At 46.3% G+C, this 14,023-nt stretch carries 13 protein-coding genes; 6 read left to right on the plus strand and 7 right to left on the minus strand.

Going from position 1 to position 14,023, the window contains the following annotated elements; all coding sequences use genetic code 11:
• Nucleotides 1–49: 49 nt before the first annotated feature.
• The 4 genes from V7Q13_RS11630 (at nucleotide 50) to lon (ending at nucleotide 5,578) form a co-directional block, all read left to right on the plus strand.
• Complete coding sequence (locus V7Q13_RS11630) at nucleotides 50–1,294, plus strand: metallophosphoesterase (protein ID WP_333800852.1); 1,245 nt, start codon at nucleotides 50–52, stop codon at nucleotides 1,292–1,294.
• A gap of 56 nt (nucleotides 1,295–1,350) precedes the next feature.
• Nucleotides 1,351–2,394 (plus strand): hypothetical protein, encoded by a 1,044-nt coding sequence (locus V7Q13_RS11635; RefSeq protein ID WP_157478151.1) that lies wholly within the window; start codon nucleotides 1,351–1,353, stop codon nucleotides 2,392–2,394.
• Between the two features lie 57 nt (nucleotides 2,395–2,451).
• Entirely contained in the window at nucleotides 2,452–3,039 is a 588-nt protein-coding gene (locus V7Q13_RS11640) for an outer membrane beta-barrel protein (protein ID WP_333800853.1), read from the plus strand.
• Nucleotides 3,040–3,172: 133 nt separating this feature from the next.
• Nucleotides 3,173–5,578: an endopeptidase La gene (gene lon, locus V7Q13_RS11645; RefSeq protein ID WP_333800854.1), complete on the plus strand. Its 2,406-nt coding sequence runs from the start codon at nucleotides 3,173–3,175 to the stop codon at nucleotides 5,576–5,578.
• Nucleotides 5,579–5,711: 133 nt separating this feature from the next.
• Here the strand turns inward: lon and V7Q13_RS11650 are convergent, their stop codons facing one another.
• Entirely contained in the window at nucleotides 5,712–6,449 is a 738-nt protein-coding gene (locus tag V7Q13_RS11650; RefSeq protein ID WP_333800855.1) for a DUF5995 family protein, read from the minus strand.
• A gap of 27 nt (nucleotides 6,450–6,476) precedes the next feature.
• Entirely contained in the window at nucleotides 6,477–7,196 is a 720-nt protein-coding gene (locus tag V7Q13_RS11655) for a pyridoxine 5'-phosphate synthase (RefSeq protein WP_333800856.1), read from the minus strand.
• A gap of 216 nt (nucleotides 7,197–7,412) precedes the next feature.
• Between V7Q13_RS11655 and V7Q13_RS11660 the strand changes: the two genes are divergently transcribed.
• Entirely contained in the window at nucleotides 7,413–8,135 is a 723-nt protein-coding gene (locus V7Q13_RS11660) for a head GIN domain-containing protein (protein WP_333800857.1), read from the plus strand.
• A gap of 126 nt (nucleotides 8,136–8,261) precedes the next feature.
• On the opposite strand, the gene dcd is transcribed toward V7Q13_RS11660, so the two are convergent.
• Nucleotides 8,262–8,798 carry a dCTP deaminase gene (dcd, locus tag V7Q13_RS11665; protein WP_333800858.1) on the minus strand — a complete coding sequence of 179 codons (537 nt, stop codon included), beginning with the start codon at nucleotides 8,796–8,798 and terminating at the stop codon, nucleotides 8,262–8,264.
• A 50-nt stretch (nucleotides 8,799–8,848) separates the two neighbouring features.
• Between dcd and V7Q13_RS11670 the strand changes: the two genes are divergently transcribed.
• On the plus strand, nucleotides 8,849–9,478 hold the full coding sequence (locus V7Q13_RS11670; protein ID WP_333800859.1) for a 4'-phosphopantetheinyl transferase family protein: 630 nt from the start codon (nucleotides 8,849–8,851) through the stop codon (nucleotides 9,476–9,478).
• On the opposite strand, the gene V7Q13_RS11675 is transcribed toward V7Q13_RS11670, so the two are convergent.
• From V7Q13_RS11675 to V7Q13_RS11690, 4 genes are all read right to left on the minus strand, one after another.
• Entirely contained in the window at nucleotides 9,459–10,535 is a 1,077-nt protein-coding gene (locus V7Q13_RS11675) for a DUF4421 domain-containing protein (RefSeq protein ID WP_333800860.1), read from the minus strand. The two genes, V7Q13_RS11670 and V7Q13_RS11675, sit on opposite strands and share 20 nt — an antisense overlap.
• A gap of 46 nt (nucleotides 10,536–10,581) precedes the next feature.
• Complete coding sequence (locus V7Q13_RS11680; protein WP_333800861.1) at nucleotides 10,582–11,811, minus strand: DUF2130 domain-containing protein; 1,230 nt, start codon at nucleotides 11,809–11,811, stop codon at nucleotides 10,582–10,584.
• A 10-nt stretch (nucleotides 11,812–11,821) separates the two neighbouring features.
• Nucleotides 11,822–12,421 (minus strand): DUF6498-containing protein, encoded by a 600-nt coding sequence (locus V7Q13_RS11685; protein WP_333800862.1) that lies wholly within the window; start codon nucleotides 12,419–12,421, stop codon nucleotides 11,822–11,824.
• A 78-nt stretch (nucleotides 12,422–12,499) separates the two neighbouring features.
• The gene (locus tag V7Q13_RS11690) at nucleotides 12,500–13,987 is read right to left on the minus strand and encodes a xylulokinase (protein ID WP_333800863.1); all 1,488 of its coding nucleotides are present in this window, start codon (nucleotides 13,985–13,987) and stop codon (nucleotides 12,500–12,502) included.
• Between the last annotated feature and the right edge of the window lie 36 nt (nucleotides 13,988–14,023).

Consider the following 14,023-nt stretch of genomic DNA (forward strand, 5'->3'; position numbering starts at 1 on the left):
GCTGCAAATATGCAACTTGCGGCCTGCAATTATAACAGCAACCCACATTATGCGTAGCGCCAGCGGCTCTATTATTTTTTTACTCGTTCTATTACTGGTCAACTGGTATGTTTTCCAGGCATTGAAAACCGTTTCTGTCAACTGGACCGGCCGTACAAGAATCATTGTGTACAGTATCTACTGGCTCATTTGCGGTCTTGGCTTTGCCCTCATGGCCAGCCTGCCCTACATACAGTTTGATACCTGGCCAAAGGCAGTTCGTACGTATTTGTTTGCCATTCCGGTGGGCTTTTTTCTGGCTCAACTGGTGAGCATTCCTTTCTTTCTGATGGATGATATCCGCCGGTTGTTTCAGTGGGGCGCCGGATTTTTTGTAGCTAAAAAAGCTGCTGGTATCGAAGCGGGTGAAGGCATCAGCCGGAGTGTGTTTTTGAGCTGGCTGGGCCTGGGCATTGGTGGCGGTTTGTTTGGGTCGCTACTGTATGGTTTTAAAAACAAATACAACTATCAGGTAAGAAAAATACAATTGGCGTACCCCAATTTGCCCAAGGCTTTCAAAGGGTTTAAGCTGGTGCACATCAGCGATATTCATAGCGGTAGCTTTACCGATAAAGAAGCCGTGCTGAGGGGAGTGCAGCTCATCAATGAGCAGGCAGCCGACGTGGTGCTGTTCACCGGCGATATGGTAAACGACCGGGCTACGGAAATGGAACCTTTCATGGATGTGTTTAGCCGGGTGCAGGCCAAGCAAGGTGTGTACAGCACGTTTGGTAATCACGACTACGGCGATTATGTACGTTGGAAAACCGATGAAGAAAAACTGGCCAACCAGGCTGCGCTGCGCAAAGTGCATGCCGAATTGGGCTGGCGCCTGTTGTGGGATGAACATGTGGTGCTTCAAAAAGAGGACGCACAAATTGGGTTGATTGGTGTACAGAACATCAGCGGCAAAGGCAACTTTCACAGCTATGGCAGTTTGGCAAAAGCCCTGCACAACAAGCCCGATACATCGTTCAATATTCTCATGAGCCACGATCCCAGCCATTGGGATGCAGAAGTGGTAAAAGACCATCCGAACATTGACCTCACTTTAAGCGGCCATACCCATGGCATGCAGTTTGGGGTTGAAATTCCCGGCTTCCGGTGGAGCCCCGTAAAGTGGATGTACAAACAATGGGCCGGCTTGTATGAAACGGGTACACAAAAATTGTACGTCAACCGTGGCTTCGGTTTTATAGGCTACCCCGGCCGGGTGGGCATTTTGCCAGAAATAACCGTGATAGAATTGGTGTAAACGGTTAAACTCAGCAGCATCTTTCAGGTCATAGCCCCATACCTTTATGCTGCTTTATGAATACACTTCGTTCGCTTTTTGTGACAGGCATCATTGCTGTATGCCTTCTTTTTTCGCCTGCGGCAAAAGCCCAGCAAGACACTGCCATTGACTACGCCGCATTGGGAGTAGACACAACTGCACTGTATGATTCATTGCTCAATGAACTGCGGATGCTGGGGTTGGCGGGTGCTTCCCAAAAAAGTTATTTCGATGTAAACGTGGGCATGGGCAATGGCACATTTGCGTTGCAAAATGCCAGCTTCGATGTAAGCACCAACCACATTTTTTACAATGCCGGTTTGGGGTATTACCACAAGTCGGGTTTGTCATTATCAGCAGGGGCCAACTTTACCAATAGCAATGGTTCGCTGAGTGTATATCAGCAATACATATCGCCGGCATTTGACTTCAGAAATAAAAAAGTAGCAGCCGGCATTTCTTATTTCCACTACTTCAATAAAAAGGATGTTGATTTTTACATTTCACCGTTGGTAAATGAATTGTATGCATATACTGTGTTGAAGAAGTCGTGGCTGCAACCCAAGCTGGCATTGGATTACGCCTGGGGCCAGTACGATGAATTGGAAGGCTTGAAATTTATTGACACGGTTCGGTATCGTCGTTTTGCACCCATTGTACGCTACCTCAGCCGTCAGCAACGTATTGCCAATGTGAGTGATTTCAGCATTATGTTCAGCGTACGGCACGACTTCATTCATACTTCCGAAAAGCATCCGAAATTATTCTTCCGCTATACACCCAGCTTGCTGGTATTGGGCGGCACGGCTACTTATGGTTCCAATACGCCACTCAATTCATTGAACGGCCCACGTATGACCAATCTTACCAATGTGCAGTATTTCCAAAGCTTATATGGCGATGCTTTTACGCCACCCTCTACCAGTTTTGCGTTGCAAAATTTCAACATCACCAATGCAGCCATGTTAGGTGTGGGTGCCTTTTACCTTCAGGGCCAGCTTACGTTGTCGTACATTATTCCTAAGGCGCAAAGCCGTTGGAATACATTCTTTAACCTCACCACTGGTGTAAGTTTTTAAAGGGTCGGCTTGTATCATTTTACTGTATTCATTCGTTTTTGAAAAAATCATTCATCTATGCGAGTATTTGGTACTTTATGTTTATTGCTGTTGTTGTCTGCAACTTCCTTTGCACAGTTCATAAAAATTGGACCCAAGGCTGGCGCCAATCTGGTGAAAATGGAAGGCAAATCTTTCAAGGAAAGTTTTCAGCTGGGCTATTTTGCCGGTGCCTTTGCCGAAGTAAAACTGGGCAAGAAATTTTACCTGCAACCCGAAGTATTGTTTACAGAAACCAACCTGAGCACCAGCAGTAATTTCAACAGCATTTACCAAAACCTGTTGATACCCGACACCCTCACCAGCATTAAGCTGCAGGCATTGGTGATACCTGTAACACTCAACTGGAGGGTGGCCAATATCCTCTCGTTTTCGGCAGGGCCGCAGTTCAGCATCAATATGAAAAAAGGTGAGGGGCTGTTCAACAATGCCAAATCGGCTTTCAGCGATGGCGATATAGCTTTTGTAGCCGGCGCCAATGTGATGCTGAGCAAACTGCGGTTAAGTGCCCGCTATGGCTGGGGCATCAAAGAAATGAACAATGTAGACGGGCAGGATCCGTGGAAGCAACAAACCATTCAGTTGGGCGTTGGCTTCGTCTTCTAACCTGTCATATATTCCACTGCTCAAGGGGTCAATTGCGCCATATCGGCAAGGTTGGCCCCTTTGGCATTAATATTGGTCCATTCTTTCTCCTGCACGTTGTGTAGTATTTTGACAATCGTTTCAAGTAAAATATATGAGTAGATCGCAGCAGCCTTTTTTTATGAATAGTGAAGACGATGTAGACTTCATGCCCATCATTCCCATTACGGAAGGAGAGCAGGAAGAAGAAAAAAGCATAGTATATCCTGATGTGGTGCCGGTGCTGCCTTTGCGCAATACCGTATTGTTTCCAGGCGTAGTTATACCCATTACGGTGGGCCGCGATAAAAGCATAAAAGCCGTAAATGATGCGTACAAAGGTGACAAACTGATTGCCGTTTTGGCGCAAAAAGACAGCAGCGTAGAAGAGCCTTCGCCGGAAGATTTGGTGGAGATTGGTACTGTGGCAAAAATCATCAAACTCATTAAAATGCCCGATGGCGGCACTACGGTGATTTTGCAGGGTAAGCGCCGTTTTCGTTTGCTGAACATTTTGGAGCAAGACCCGTATTTCAAGGCCAGTGTAGAATACCTGCAGGAAACGGAGCAACCCAAGGATCAGAATTTTGATGCGTTGGTGAGCAACATTAAAGAACTGGCCACGCAAATCATTCAGCTCTCGCCCAACATTCCCAGCGAAGCGGCCATCATTCTCAAAAACATAGAGAACCCATCTTTCCTCATCCACTTTGTGGCGGGAAATATGAATACCGATGTAAAAGAGAAGCAGCAAATACTGGAGCTGAACGACATTGATAAACGTGCCGAAGAACTGAACCGCCTGCTGCACCGGGAACTCCAATTTGCGCAGCTGAAAGATCAGGTGACGAATAAAACCCGCACCGAAATAGACAAGCAGCAGCGGGAGTATTTTTTGCAGCAGCAACTTAAGAGCATCAAAGAAGAGTTGGGTACCGATAATGTAGCCGAGGTAAACCAAATGCGCCAGAAAGCAGAAGGCAAAAAATGGCCGGCTGCTGCCAAGCAAGCTTTTAGCACGGGCATTGAAAAACTCGAACGTATGCACCCCAGCACACCTGATTACAGCGTGGTGTACAACCACCTCGATTTGATGCTGGACCTGCCTTGGGATGAAACTACCGAAGACAATTACGATCTGAAAAACGCCAAGAAAGTACTGGATGCCGATCATTATGGCATGCACAAAATCAAGGAGCGTATTTTAGAATACCTGGCCGTGTTGAAACTGAAGGGCGACATGAAAAGTCCCATCCTGTGTTTTGTTGGTCCTCCGGGTATTGGTAAAACTTCATTGGGCCGTAGCATTGCTCATGCCATCGGCCGTAAGTATGTACGCCTGAGCCTCGGTGGCCTGCACGATGAAAGCGAAATTCGTGGGCACCGCAAAACATACATTGGTGCCATGCCAGGACGCATTTTGCAAAACCTGCGTAAGGTAAAAACCAGCAATCCGGTGATGATTTTGGATGAGATTGACAAGGTGGGCAACGACCATCGTGGCGATCCTTCCAGTGCATTGCTCGAAGTGCTGGATCCAGAACAGAACAATACTTTTTACGACAACTATCTCGAACTGGAATACGACCTGAGCAAAGTGTTGTTCATTGCCACGGCCAACAGTTTGCAGAGCATTCAGCCAGCACTTCGCGACCGTTTGGAAATCATCGATCTTTCTGGCTATGCCATTGAAGAGAAAGTGGAGATTGCGAAGCGACACCTCATTCCCAAACAACAGGAAGCACATGGTTTGGCCAAGCAAAACCTGAAAATTGCCGATCCGGTGATTGAAAAAATAGTAGAGTCGTACACCCGTGAAAGTGGAGTGCGGGAACTCGACAGACAAGTGGCTTCGGTGATGCGGTACAAGGCCCGTGAGTTTGCTACGAATGGCAAAATGAAAACACAGGTGTTGGCGAAAGATGTTGAGAAGATTTTGGGAGTGCCCCGCTACAGCAACGATATGTATAAAACCGTGAACCAACCAGGCGTGGCAGTTGGCTTGGCATGGACCTATGTTGGCGGAGACATTCTGTTTATTGAAGCACTGCTGAGCGAAGGCAAAGGTGAATTGAAACTCACCGGCAACCTGGGCAATGTAATGAAAGAAAGCGCCAGCACTGCATTGACATATTTGCAAGCCAATGCCAAAAAGATTGGTGTTGATGCGGAGCTATTCAACAAGCGTAGCATACACATACACGTGCCCGAAGGTGCTGTACCTAAAGATGGCCCAAGTGCTGGTGTCACCATGCTTACAGCGCTTACATCTGTGTTTACAGGCCGCAGGGTAAAGCCCTACCTGGCCATGACCGGTGAAATTACGTTGCGTGGACAGGTGCTACCCGTTGGTGGTATCAAAGAAAAAATATTGGCCGCCAAAAGAGCTGGTTTAAAAGAAGTGATTTTGTGCTGGCAAAATGAAAAAGATGTGAAGGAAATCGATCCCTCATTTATTGGTGGAATGACCTTCCACTATGTTAAAACAATGCAACAAGTGCTCGATTTGGCATTGGTATAAAACATGGTTATAAAAATCTATAAGATCACTCAACAAAAAGAAATCATGCCCTGTTAATATTGCTGACAAGAAATTTTTCATGTTGGTTGTTTTAAGGGTTAAAGTAATCCTCCTGGTCGCAGGAGGATTTTTTTTATGCCAATAAAGCTGCTACCTGCTGCACATTTTTCTCTTCAAACCATCGGATAGGAGTGAGCATCCAACCAGCTACCGCACCGGGTTTGGCTATCTTTTGAGAAATGCTCAATACTGTTTTATCTATTTGAAGAATGTAGGCTGCACGTTCTGGCTCAGGCATCAGCGCCAGCGCCACTGCATTGGCCCAGGCAGCTTGCCGGGCTTTTTCAATACTAAAATTGAGCACGGCTTTTTCTTTGCCCTCACTTATGCGGCTAAGCAGTTTCATGGGCCAGCAAATGGCTTCGAGTTTGCGCTGCACTTCCACTGCCAGTGTAGCAATCTGGCTGTTTATTGTATCGAAATCTTTTTGCAATTGCCATATAGATTCGCCGGGAGCAGTGAGTGCCGCAGCAATAGCGAGGTCGAGGTTGATGTGGGTATTGATGCCCATCAGCAAATGCTGAATCACCGTGTACGGTTGTTGTGTACTATCAAATACATGATGCCAGCTTTGGGTAAGTGTACCATGTTGTTGGTATTGATGCCACGCATCAATGTAGCGCTGTGCAAAAAATACATCCAGCTTTTCCATGCGGGCAGCATCTTCAAATACTTGTTGCTGAATACCCTGTTGTACTGCCACCGTCATTTGCCGGTATAGGCTGGCAAAATAAGCCTGGCGAGAAGATTGGGCTACGCTGTGTGCAATAATGTGATCGAGTTGGGCGATGACTTCGGCGATGGTTTGCATGCCTTAAAGATAACCGCCGCCTTGTATTTATTGCAACTGCCGTTTGTACAACTGTACTGTATTTTCCAAACCTAAATACAACGCATCGCAGATGAGGGCATGACCAATCGAAACCTCATCGAGCATGGGAATGTGTTGTTTCAAAAAAGCCAGGTTGTGCATGTCCAAATCATGACCGGCATTCAATCCCAAACCCAGTTGATGCGCCAGTGTTGCGGCTTGTACATAAGGCGCAACAGCGTCCTCTTTTTTGCCTTCGGCGTAGAGGTGGGCATAACTTTCGGTATACAGTTCAATGCGGTTGGTGCCAGCAGCAGCAGCGCCTTCTACCATGGCTTCTACAGGGTCTACAAAAATGGATACCCGGATTCCCGCTGATTGAAAACGGCCAATGATATCTACCAGATAATCTTTGTGGGCAATGGTGTCCCAGCCATGATCGCTGGTGAGCTGGCCATCGGCATCGGGCACCAGTGTTACCTGATGCGGTTTTACTTCCAGCACCAGGTCTACAAATTTTTGCTCTCTGGGGTTGCCTTCAATGTTGAACTCTGTCGTTACGATTTGTTTCAGGGCCCGCACATCGGCATAGCGAATGTGGCGTTCGTCGGGGCGGGGATGCACCGTGATGCCTTCGGCACCAAAACGTTCAATGTCTTTCGCCGTTTGAATGACGTCGGGATTATTGCCGCCACGGCTGTTGCGCAGGGTGGCAATCTTATTGATGTTGACAGATAACTTGGTCATAGCAGGCTTTTGCTGGGCGGCAAATGTACAAAAACCAACAGGGCCGTGGCGTCCTGCGCCGTCAAGCATTTGTATGAAAGGGGCAAGAAAAAAACTTTTCATGTTTCTGTAACATTTGAATAGGGCAGTCGTCACACTTCCAACATTCACACACGGCAGCTGCTGCAATACCCTGCTCACTGCTGTTTTAACCATCATTCAAAACATCATTCGAGTATGAAAAAGTTGCACCTGCTGCTGTTGACAGTAGTAACCCTGAGTGCCGGCGTAGCACTGGCCCAATGGAAACGCATTAGCGGTAACGGAAACGTAGTTACGCAAACCCGAGAAACGGGAACATTCAGTGAAATTGTTGTATCGGGAAGCATGCAGGTAGAAGTAACGGCTGCGCCAGCTATTGGTGTACAGGTGCAGGCCGAAGACAATTTGCAGGAATACATTGTAACCGAAGTAAAAGGCAATCGCTTACAGGTAAAATTTAAAAATGGCGTATCGATCAATAGCCACAAAGCAGTAAAAGTTTTGGTGCGCATGCCGAAGTTGAACGCCGCCAGTATTGCCGGAAGCGGCAGCATTCGTAGCAGCAATCAGCTTAATAGCAATGGCAATTTTTCAGCCACCATTTCGGGCAGCGGTAGTGTAGATGTACAAACTACAGCCACCAAGGTGGATGCAACGATTGCAGGCAGTGGCAACATTGTACTGGCCGGCAAAACAGAAGATTTGCATGTGGTGATTTCTGGTAGCGGCAGCTTCAAAGGATACCAGCTTACTGCCAACGAAGCTTCTGTACAAATAGCCGGCAGTGGCGATGTGCAAGCTTATGCCAGCAACAAACTGGATGCGGCCATCAGTGGCAGTGGCAGCGTGTATTACAAAGGCAACGCCAGTGTTTCTGTAAAAACTTCGGGCAGTGGCAAAGTGCGTAAAGCCGATTAATATTCTTTCACTCAGCCACACACAAACACATCACCACACACGGTTGTTTCATTAGTGTAGTTTAGCAACAAAGGGAGCAGGTTTACACCGTGCTCCCTTTGTTGTTGTAAAAAATATTTTCGGCTGCTAAAATTGATTTCGCCACATCATGCTTTCAATGGGCTTGTTAGGCTGGCCGCTGTATTTGGCATTTGCTTTTTGATTGTACTTCACTTCAATTTCGCCGTCTACCGGAAAATAAATGAGCTGACCAATGGGCATGCCTTTGTAAATTTTCACGGGTTGTTTTACCGAAATTTCCAAAGTCCAGTTGCCGCAAAAACCTACATCACCTTTGCCCGCCGTGGCATGAATGTCGATACCGAGGCGGCCCGTGCTGCTCTTGCCTTCCAAAAAAGGAACATGCGCATGTGTTTCGGTATATTCCAATGTTACACCCAGGTAAAAAACATGGGGGTACAATACAAAACCATCATCCGGAATATCGAAATATTCAATCTCGTTGTGTTGCTTGGCATCCAGCAAATGGTTTTTATAGGTAGCCAGCGTAGCGCCGAGGTGTACATCGTAGCTGTTGCTACCAAGGCACTGCCGGTCGTAAGGCTCAATTTTAATGGTGCCTTTGTCTATTTCTTCCAATATCCTTTTGTCGCTCAGTATCATGTGTTGTAACTTTATAGGCGTTCCGCAAATTGCGGATTGCCCCTTGTTTTATGCCGCTTTTTTATACACAAACTATCGACGAATTTACCCGCCTGGGTGTTTGGGAAATTACAGAGCCGGAAGACTATTTCCTGGAATTTGTGCCCGTTAGCCGCCAGATTACACATCCGCAAAAACGCTTGCAACACCTGGCTGGCCGTTTTTTGTTGCAGCATTTGTTTCCCGATTTTCCACTGTCACTTATTCAAGTGGCCACTACCAAAAAACCTTTTTTGCCTCAGGAGTCGCACCATTTTAGCATATCACATTGTGGCAATTATGCCGCCGCCATTGTAAGCACGGTAGACAGGGTAGGGATTGATATAGAAATTCCCACGGACAGGTTGCTACACCTGATGCCGAAATATTTGCATACCAACGAACGCATGTTGGCCGAGCCGCATGCCCTCGATCAGTTGGTGCATGTAGCTACAATTTTATGGAGTGCCAAAGAAGCTATGTTTAAATGGTACGGCCATGGGGAAGTTGATTTCAAACAACACCTCCGCATTTACGAACTCAATTTTGATAAACCCGATAGCGGACATATCAACGCTGCATTTATGAAGTTTGATGAACAGCCATTGCAGTTGCCTTTTAAATGCTGGCCAAATTTGGTGCTTAGTTGGCTGGCGGTATAGTTTCCTGTTTATTGCTGATGCGGCTAAATACTTTTTCGTTGAAGTAATCTACAGGCCGAACCCATTTTTTTAGTTTGGGCCCAACTGGCAACCGGTAGTTGAACGTGAGGCGCAGCAAACCCGATGTTTGGCGATAGCGAAAATCTTGTACCGGTGCATTCAACTGATTGTTGATCCAGGTAATGGCAGCCGTCCATTGTGGGCGATTGATGCCTGCGGCAAAACGATACGCAAAATCGGGCCGAACTGTTACGCTGTTTTGATTGCCAAAAGGCGTACTTGATTTTGTAAAATTCAAATCGAGATAGCTGCTGGCGTTGGCATGTACAAATACATTGCGAAACAGCACCAACGTGTATGCGTAACCCAACGATGGGCCAAATTCTATATGCCGTATGCGGTTGAGTGCAGGTAATCCTGTATACAACGGATCGGTTGGTACAAAACTGCTGTCGGCAGAAATGATGCTGTAGTTGGCTTCGAAGCCTGCGGTAAGGCTGCCTGCAGATTTTAGCTGGCGTTCGCTTTGCAACATGGCCGCTCTGTACGAAAATTTGCGCCAATTGAAAATATGTTCGTACTGTCCACCAATTTGTGAAATGCCCATGTCGGGTCGAACGTAATATTTACCGGGAGTTGATGTAGCAGATTGCAGGTAAAAACCTTTATAAAATTGCCCGTAAAAATCTATTACACTTCTTCTTCCATAGCTGTGCGATTGCAAATCGAGGTAGCGTGTTTTGCCTCTATCATTTTGAAACTGATTGATAAATTTAAAACCGTAAGCCAGGTTGAGCGTAAGCCACTGATAGGTAGCGCCAATACCCATTGTTACAGGAGTGTTTGGCCGGTAAGCAATAAGCTGTTGTTTGTTGGCTGAAGGAATAAAATCTGGCGTTACAAACTTGTTGCTGAAATAAAAACGGCCGGTAAAATAGCCGTCGAATGTTTTAAAAAAAGTAGTGTCATGCACATTGGCCTGTAAACTGTCTTGCTGAGCGTAAGAAGCAGAAAAAGAAAACAGCAGCAATAGCAATGATAAACATCGCAACAGCATGCCGGTGGATATTCTGCATCGCTGTATTACCTTCTTGCGTTGGTGATTAAGCAGTAGTTTCATCGCCGTCCTCCAGCAGATTCAATTCAAAATCCTGACCGGCAATACCTTCAATCGAACCTTTGAAATGCGTCATGTTGAGCATTACTTTTTCCAGTTGTTTTTCTCTGGCCTTCCACAGTTTTTCCATGGCATCTCTTTCACGTACTATAGATTGACGCATCGATAAAAACCCTTCCCGGATAGCCCGCCACTGTTCGCCAAATTCGTTGCTGGTGAGATAGGCGTACAACATGTGCATTTTGTCGCCCTTGTTCTCTTCGCTTTTTAGTGCAGTGGCTACTTTAATAATACCTTCCCGCAATACATGTACCAGGGCTTTGGCTTCGGCAAATGTGCAAATCCATACGCCGTCTTTCTCACCAAAGCGCTCCAAATCTTTGGGTAGTGTTTGTGTTACAATCACCGCTACATCAGCACCTTGGCTGCGCATGTCTGCTTTGAGCTTTTCAATCCACTCGGTGCTAAAGGCTTGTGTTCTTTTACTTTCAAAAATGATTTTTCCGCAGTCTTGGCCAAACCTGTTGCGTACGGTTTGTATGCAATCTGCTCCTCGAACACCCTTTGCTACCTCGCTTATTACGTCATACGGAAAAGCATTTCGGAGCATTTCTTCCAACATCAGTTCCTGTACTTCGCCCTGAGTTTGCATGCTGCCTTGCTCTGCCTTGCGTTTCATTTCTTCAGCCAGCTTTTTTTGCTGCTCAAATTTCTCTTCCAGCTCTTTCAACTTCAGCTGGTATTCACTCTCCTTGTTGCGGTTTTTTTCTATCTCTTCTTGGCGAATAACGTCACTGAGTTTGCTGCGTTCTTCTATCAGCATTTTTTGCAGTTGTATTTCCAGCTCTTGCTCTTTGTTCAGCAGTTCTTGTTCTTTCTTCAAAAAGTTTAGTTCTTTTTGGCGGGCTTCTTTCAGCTTTTCATCATTATTGGCCAGTTGCTCTTTCAGCAATTTCATTTGTACTTCATAATCACCGGATAGTTGTTTGCGCAGGTTTTCTTCCAGCATTTCTGCCAGTTTCTTTTTCTCTTGCTCCAGTTGCAGCGCTGCTTCACGGTCTTTTTGTTCCAGCTGTGTTTTTAATTGATTTTCCCGCTGTCGGTATTCGTCATCTTTTTTTTGCTGCCAATCTTTCATTTGGTTGCGCAATTCCTCCCGCATGGCATCGGTGGGTTCAAACTTGTGGCTGCAATTGGGGCAAACTACCTGGGGCATACTAAAAAAGTTATTTGGCTAAGCTGCGAAAATACAATCGGTTGGTGAGCAAATGCATGGCTACATCGGCAATGGTTTTCAGTACCAGAAATATGGTTATATCTGACCAGCCCGAAAAGCTGGCACCAACCAGCATGAGGTGCATAGGAACTATACGTAAATACGGCAAAAAGAAAATGTAACCAGCCCGTACAGGGGCTGTGGCAGTGGCTTGCCTTTTGCGCACAAAGTCCATAAACTCGGCTATGAGTATGATAAAGAACGAAATCTTCAAAAAACCAACATCTACTTTACCCTCGCTACGTACCCAAAGCATAATGAGATAAACGATATGAAAAGTGCCATAATGGAACAAAAAGAAGAAACTGTTGCAACCTCTGCTGGAAGCCGCAGACATGGGTTTTCCATTGTTTTCTACAATCTCAACCTGATTGATAGGAACAGTGAGTAATTGAATAAAGGTGAATAAGCCCATGGCTGCGCTTTGCAGCCAATACAGCAGCAGCAAGGTTCTGAAAGATTCGGGGTGCTGCCGGTAATACCAAATGAAGTAAATGTTGAAGCTAATGAGCAGCCATAGCCCCATGCTGTTTTTCAATAGTTGTTTCATGAAGAATAAAACTAAGGAAAGCAGGCATAGTAAGCGCTTACACTTTAGCTACGATTTATTTAATACAAAAAAGGCATCCTATATTTTTTCTGCAGCCATACATTGCTGCAGGTACTGCAGCCAGCGTTGGTAGTGTGTTTCGTATGACTGTTGTTTATTGGGCTCTATCAGTGCTTGTTTTTCCAAACCTTTGCCCAGATCGCCTTCTGCAATTACGCCAAGCCCCACACCGGCACCCAGTGCAGCCCCGGTGGCACCGTCTGTATTATACAGTTCAACCGGTACTCCGGTTACGTTTACAAATACATCAGTAAATACTTGACTTTGAAACATATTGGCTTTGCCAGCTTTTATAAGCGATGGATGCATGCCCATGCTCCGCATAATATCTAAGCCGTAGCGAAAGGAGAATGCGATGCCTTCTTGCGTGGCCCTGAAAAAATGCGCCACCGAATGTCTGTTGAGGTCGAGATTCATTATTTGAGCCCCCACCAGTTCATTGCCCAGCATCCGTTCGGCGCCATTACCAAATGGTAAAATGCTGATGCCTTCACTGCCCGGAGCCACTTCGGCGGCATTGGCATCAATAGCGGCGTAGCTCATTTGCGGGGCCATCCATTGGCGTATTATTTTATTCATAATGCCACAACCATTGATGCACAACAACAAACCTATTCGTTGGGCTGTGCTTCTGTGGTTTACATGGGCAAAACAATTGAGCCGCGATTGCGGATCGGGGGCTATGGCATCGGCAACGCCGTAAATAACGCCGCTGGTGCCAGCCGTTGTGGCTACTTCTCCGGGGCGCATTACATTTAGTGAAAGCGCATTATTTGGCTGGTCGCCGGCTTTGTAGGTAACCGGTATGCCGGGCCTCAATTGAAGTTCACGTGCCACGGCTGCATTTACTTCTCCATGGCTGGTAAATACATCACGGATTTCAGGAATGATGCTGGCATCGAACCCAAAATGATCAAGGACTTTTGCAGAAACGCTGTTAGTAGAAAAATCCCAGAAAATACCTTCGGAAAGTGCTGATGGAGTAGTAGTAAGCTGGCCACTGAATTTGAAGGCAACAAAGTCGCCGGGCAGCATTACGTGTGCTATTTGTGCAAACAGGGCAGGTTCGTTTTCTTTTACCCAGGCAAGTTTTGCGGCAGTAAAATTACCGGGTGAGTTGAGCAGGCTGTTCAAACTTTCGGCATGGCCAATGCTGTCGAAAGCTTTATCGCCGTAGGGCACGGCACGGCTATCACACCAGATGATGCTGTTGCGTAGCACTTTTCCATCAACATCAGTTACTACCAACCCATGCATTTGATATGCAATACCAATGGCAGCAATATCAGCTGGGTTATATTTTCCTGAGGCATTTGCTTTAATGATGCACTGGCGAATATCGTACCACCACTGCTCGGGATCTTGCTCGGCCCAGCCGGTTTGCAAGGATATAATCGGCGATTCGTTTTCAGGATATTGCGCCGAGGCCACCACATGTTGAGTATGGGTATCTACTACAGAAACTTTGATGGCAGAAGTGCCAAGATCTATGCCTAACAACAACATAACGACTAATATTTTGCAGAGCGGCAAAGTACGCTG

It is taken from the genome of Phnomibacter sp. (genome assembly GCF_036803085.1).
GTDB lineage: Bacteria > Bacteroidota > Bacteroidia > Chitinophagales > Chitinophagaceae > Phnomibacter.

Coding starts and splice junctions, on each gene's coding strand:
- V7Q13_RS11630 (WP_333800852.1), top strand. CDS start 50: ATGCGTAGCGCCAGCGGCTCTATTATTTTTTTACTCGTTCTATTACTG.
- V7Q13_RS11635 (WP_157478151.1), top strand. CDS start 1,351: ATGAATACACTTCGTTCGCTTTTTGTGACAGGCATCATTGCTGTATGC.
- V7Q13_RS11640 (WP_333800853.1), top strand. CDS start 2,452: ATGCGAGTATTTGGTACTTTATGTTTATTGCTGTTGTTGTCTGCAACT.
- lon (WP_333800854.1), top strand. CDS start 3,173: ATGAGTAGATCGCAGCAGCCTTTTTTTATGAATAGTGAAGACGATGTA.
- V7Q13_RS11650 (WP_333800855.1), bottom strand. CDS start 6,449: ATGCAAACCATCGCCGAAGTCATCGCCCAACTCGATCACATTATTGCA.
- V7Q13_RS11655 (WP_333800856.1), bottom strand. CDS start 7,196: ATGACCAAGTTATCTGTCAACATCAATAAGATTGCCACCCTGCGCAAC.
- V7Q13_RS11660 (WP_333800857.1), top strand. CDS start 7,413: ATGAAAAAGTTGCACCTGCTGCTGTTGACAGTAGTAACCCTGAGTGCC.
- dcd (WP_333800858.1), bottom strand. CDS start 8,798: ATGATACTGAGCGACAAAAGGATATTGGAAGAAATAGACAAAGGCACC.
- V7Q13_RS11670 (WP_333800859.1), top strand. CDS start 8,849: ATGCCGCTTTTTTATACACAAACTATCGACGAATTTACCCGCCTGGGT.
- V7Q13_RS11675 (WP_333800860.1), bottom strand. CDS start 10,535: ATGCTGTTGCGATGTTTATCATTGCTATTGCTGCTGTTTTCTTTTTCT.
- V7Q13_RS11680 (WP_333800861.1), bottom strand. CDS start 11,811: ATGCCCCAGGTAGTTTGCCCCAATTGCAGCCACAAGTTTGAACCCACC.
- V7Q13_RS11685 (WP_333800862.1), bottom strand. CDS start 12,421: ATGAAACAACTATTGAAAAACAGCATGGGGCTATGGCTGCTCATTAGC.
- V7Q13_RS11690 (WP_333800863.1), bottom strand. CDS start 13,987: ATGTTGTTGTTAGGCATAGATCTTGGCACTTCTGCCATCAAAGTTTCT.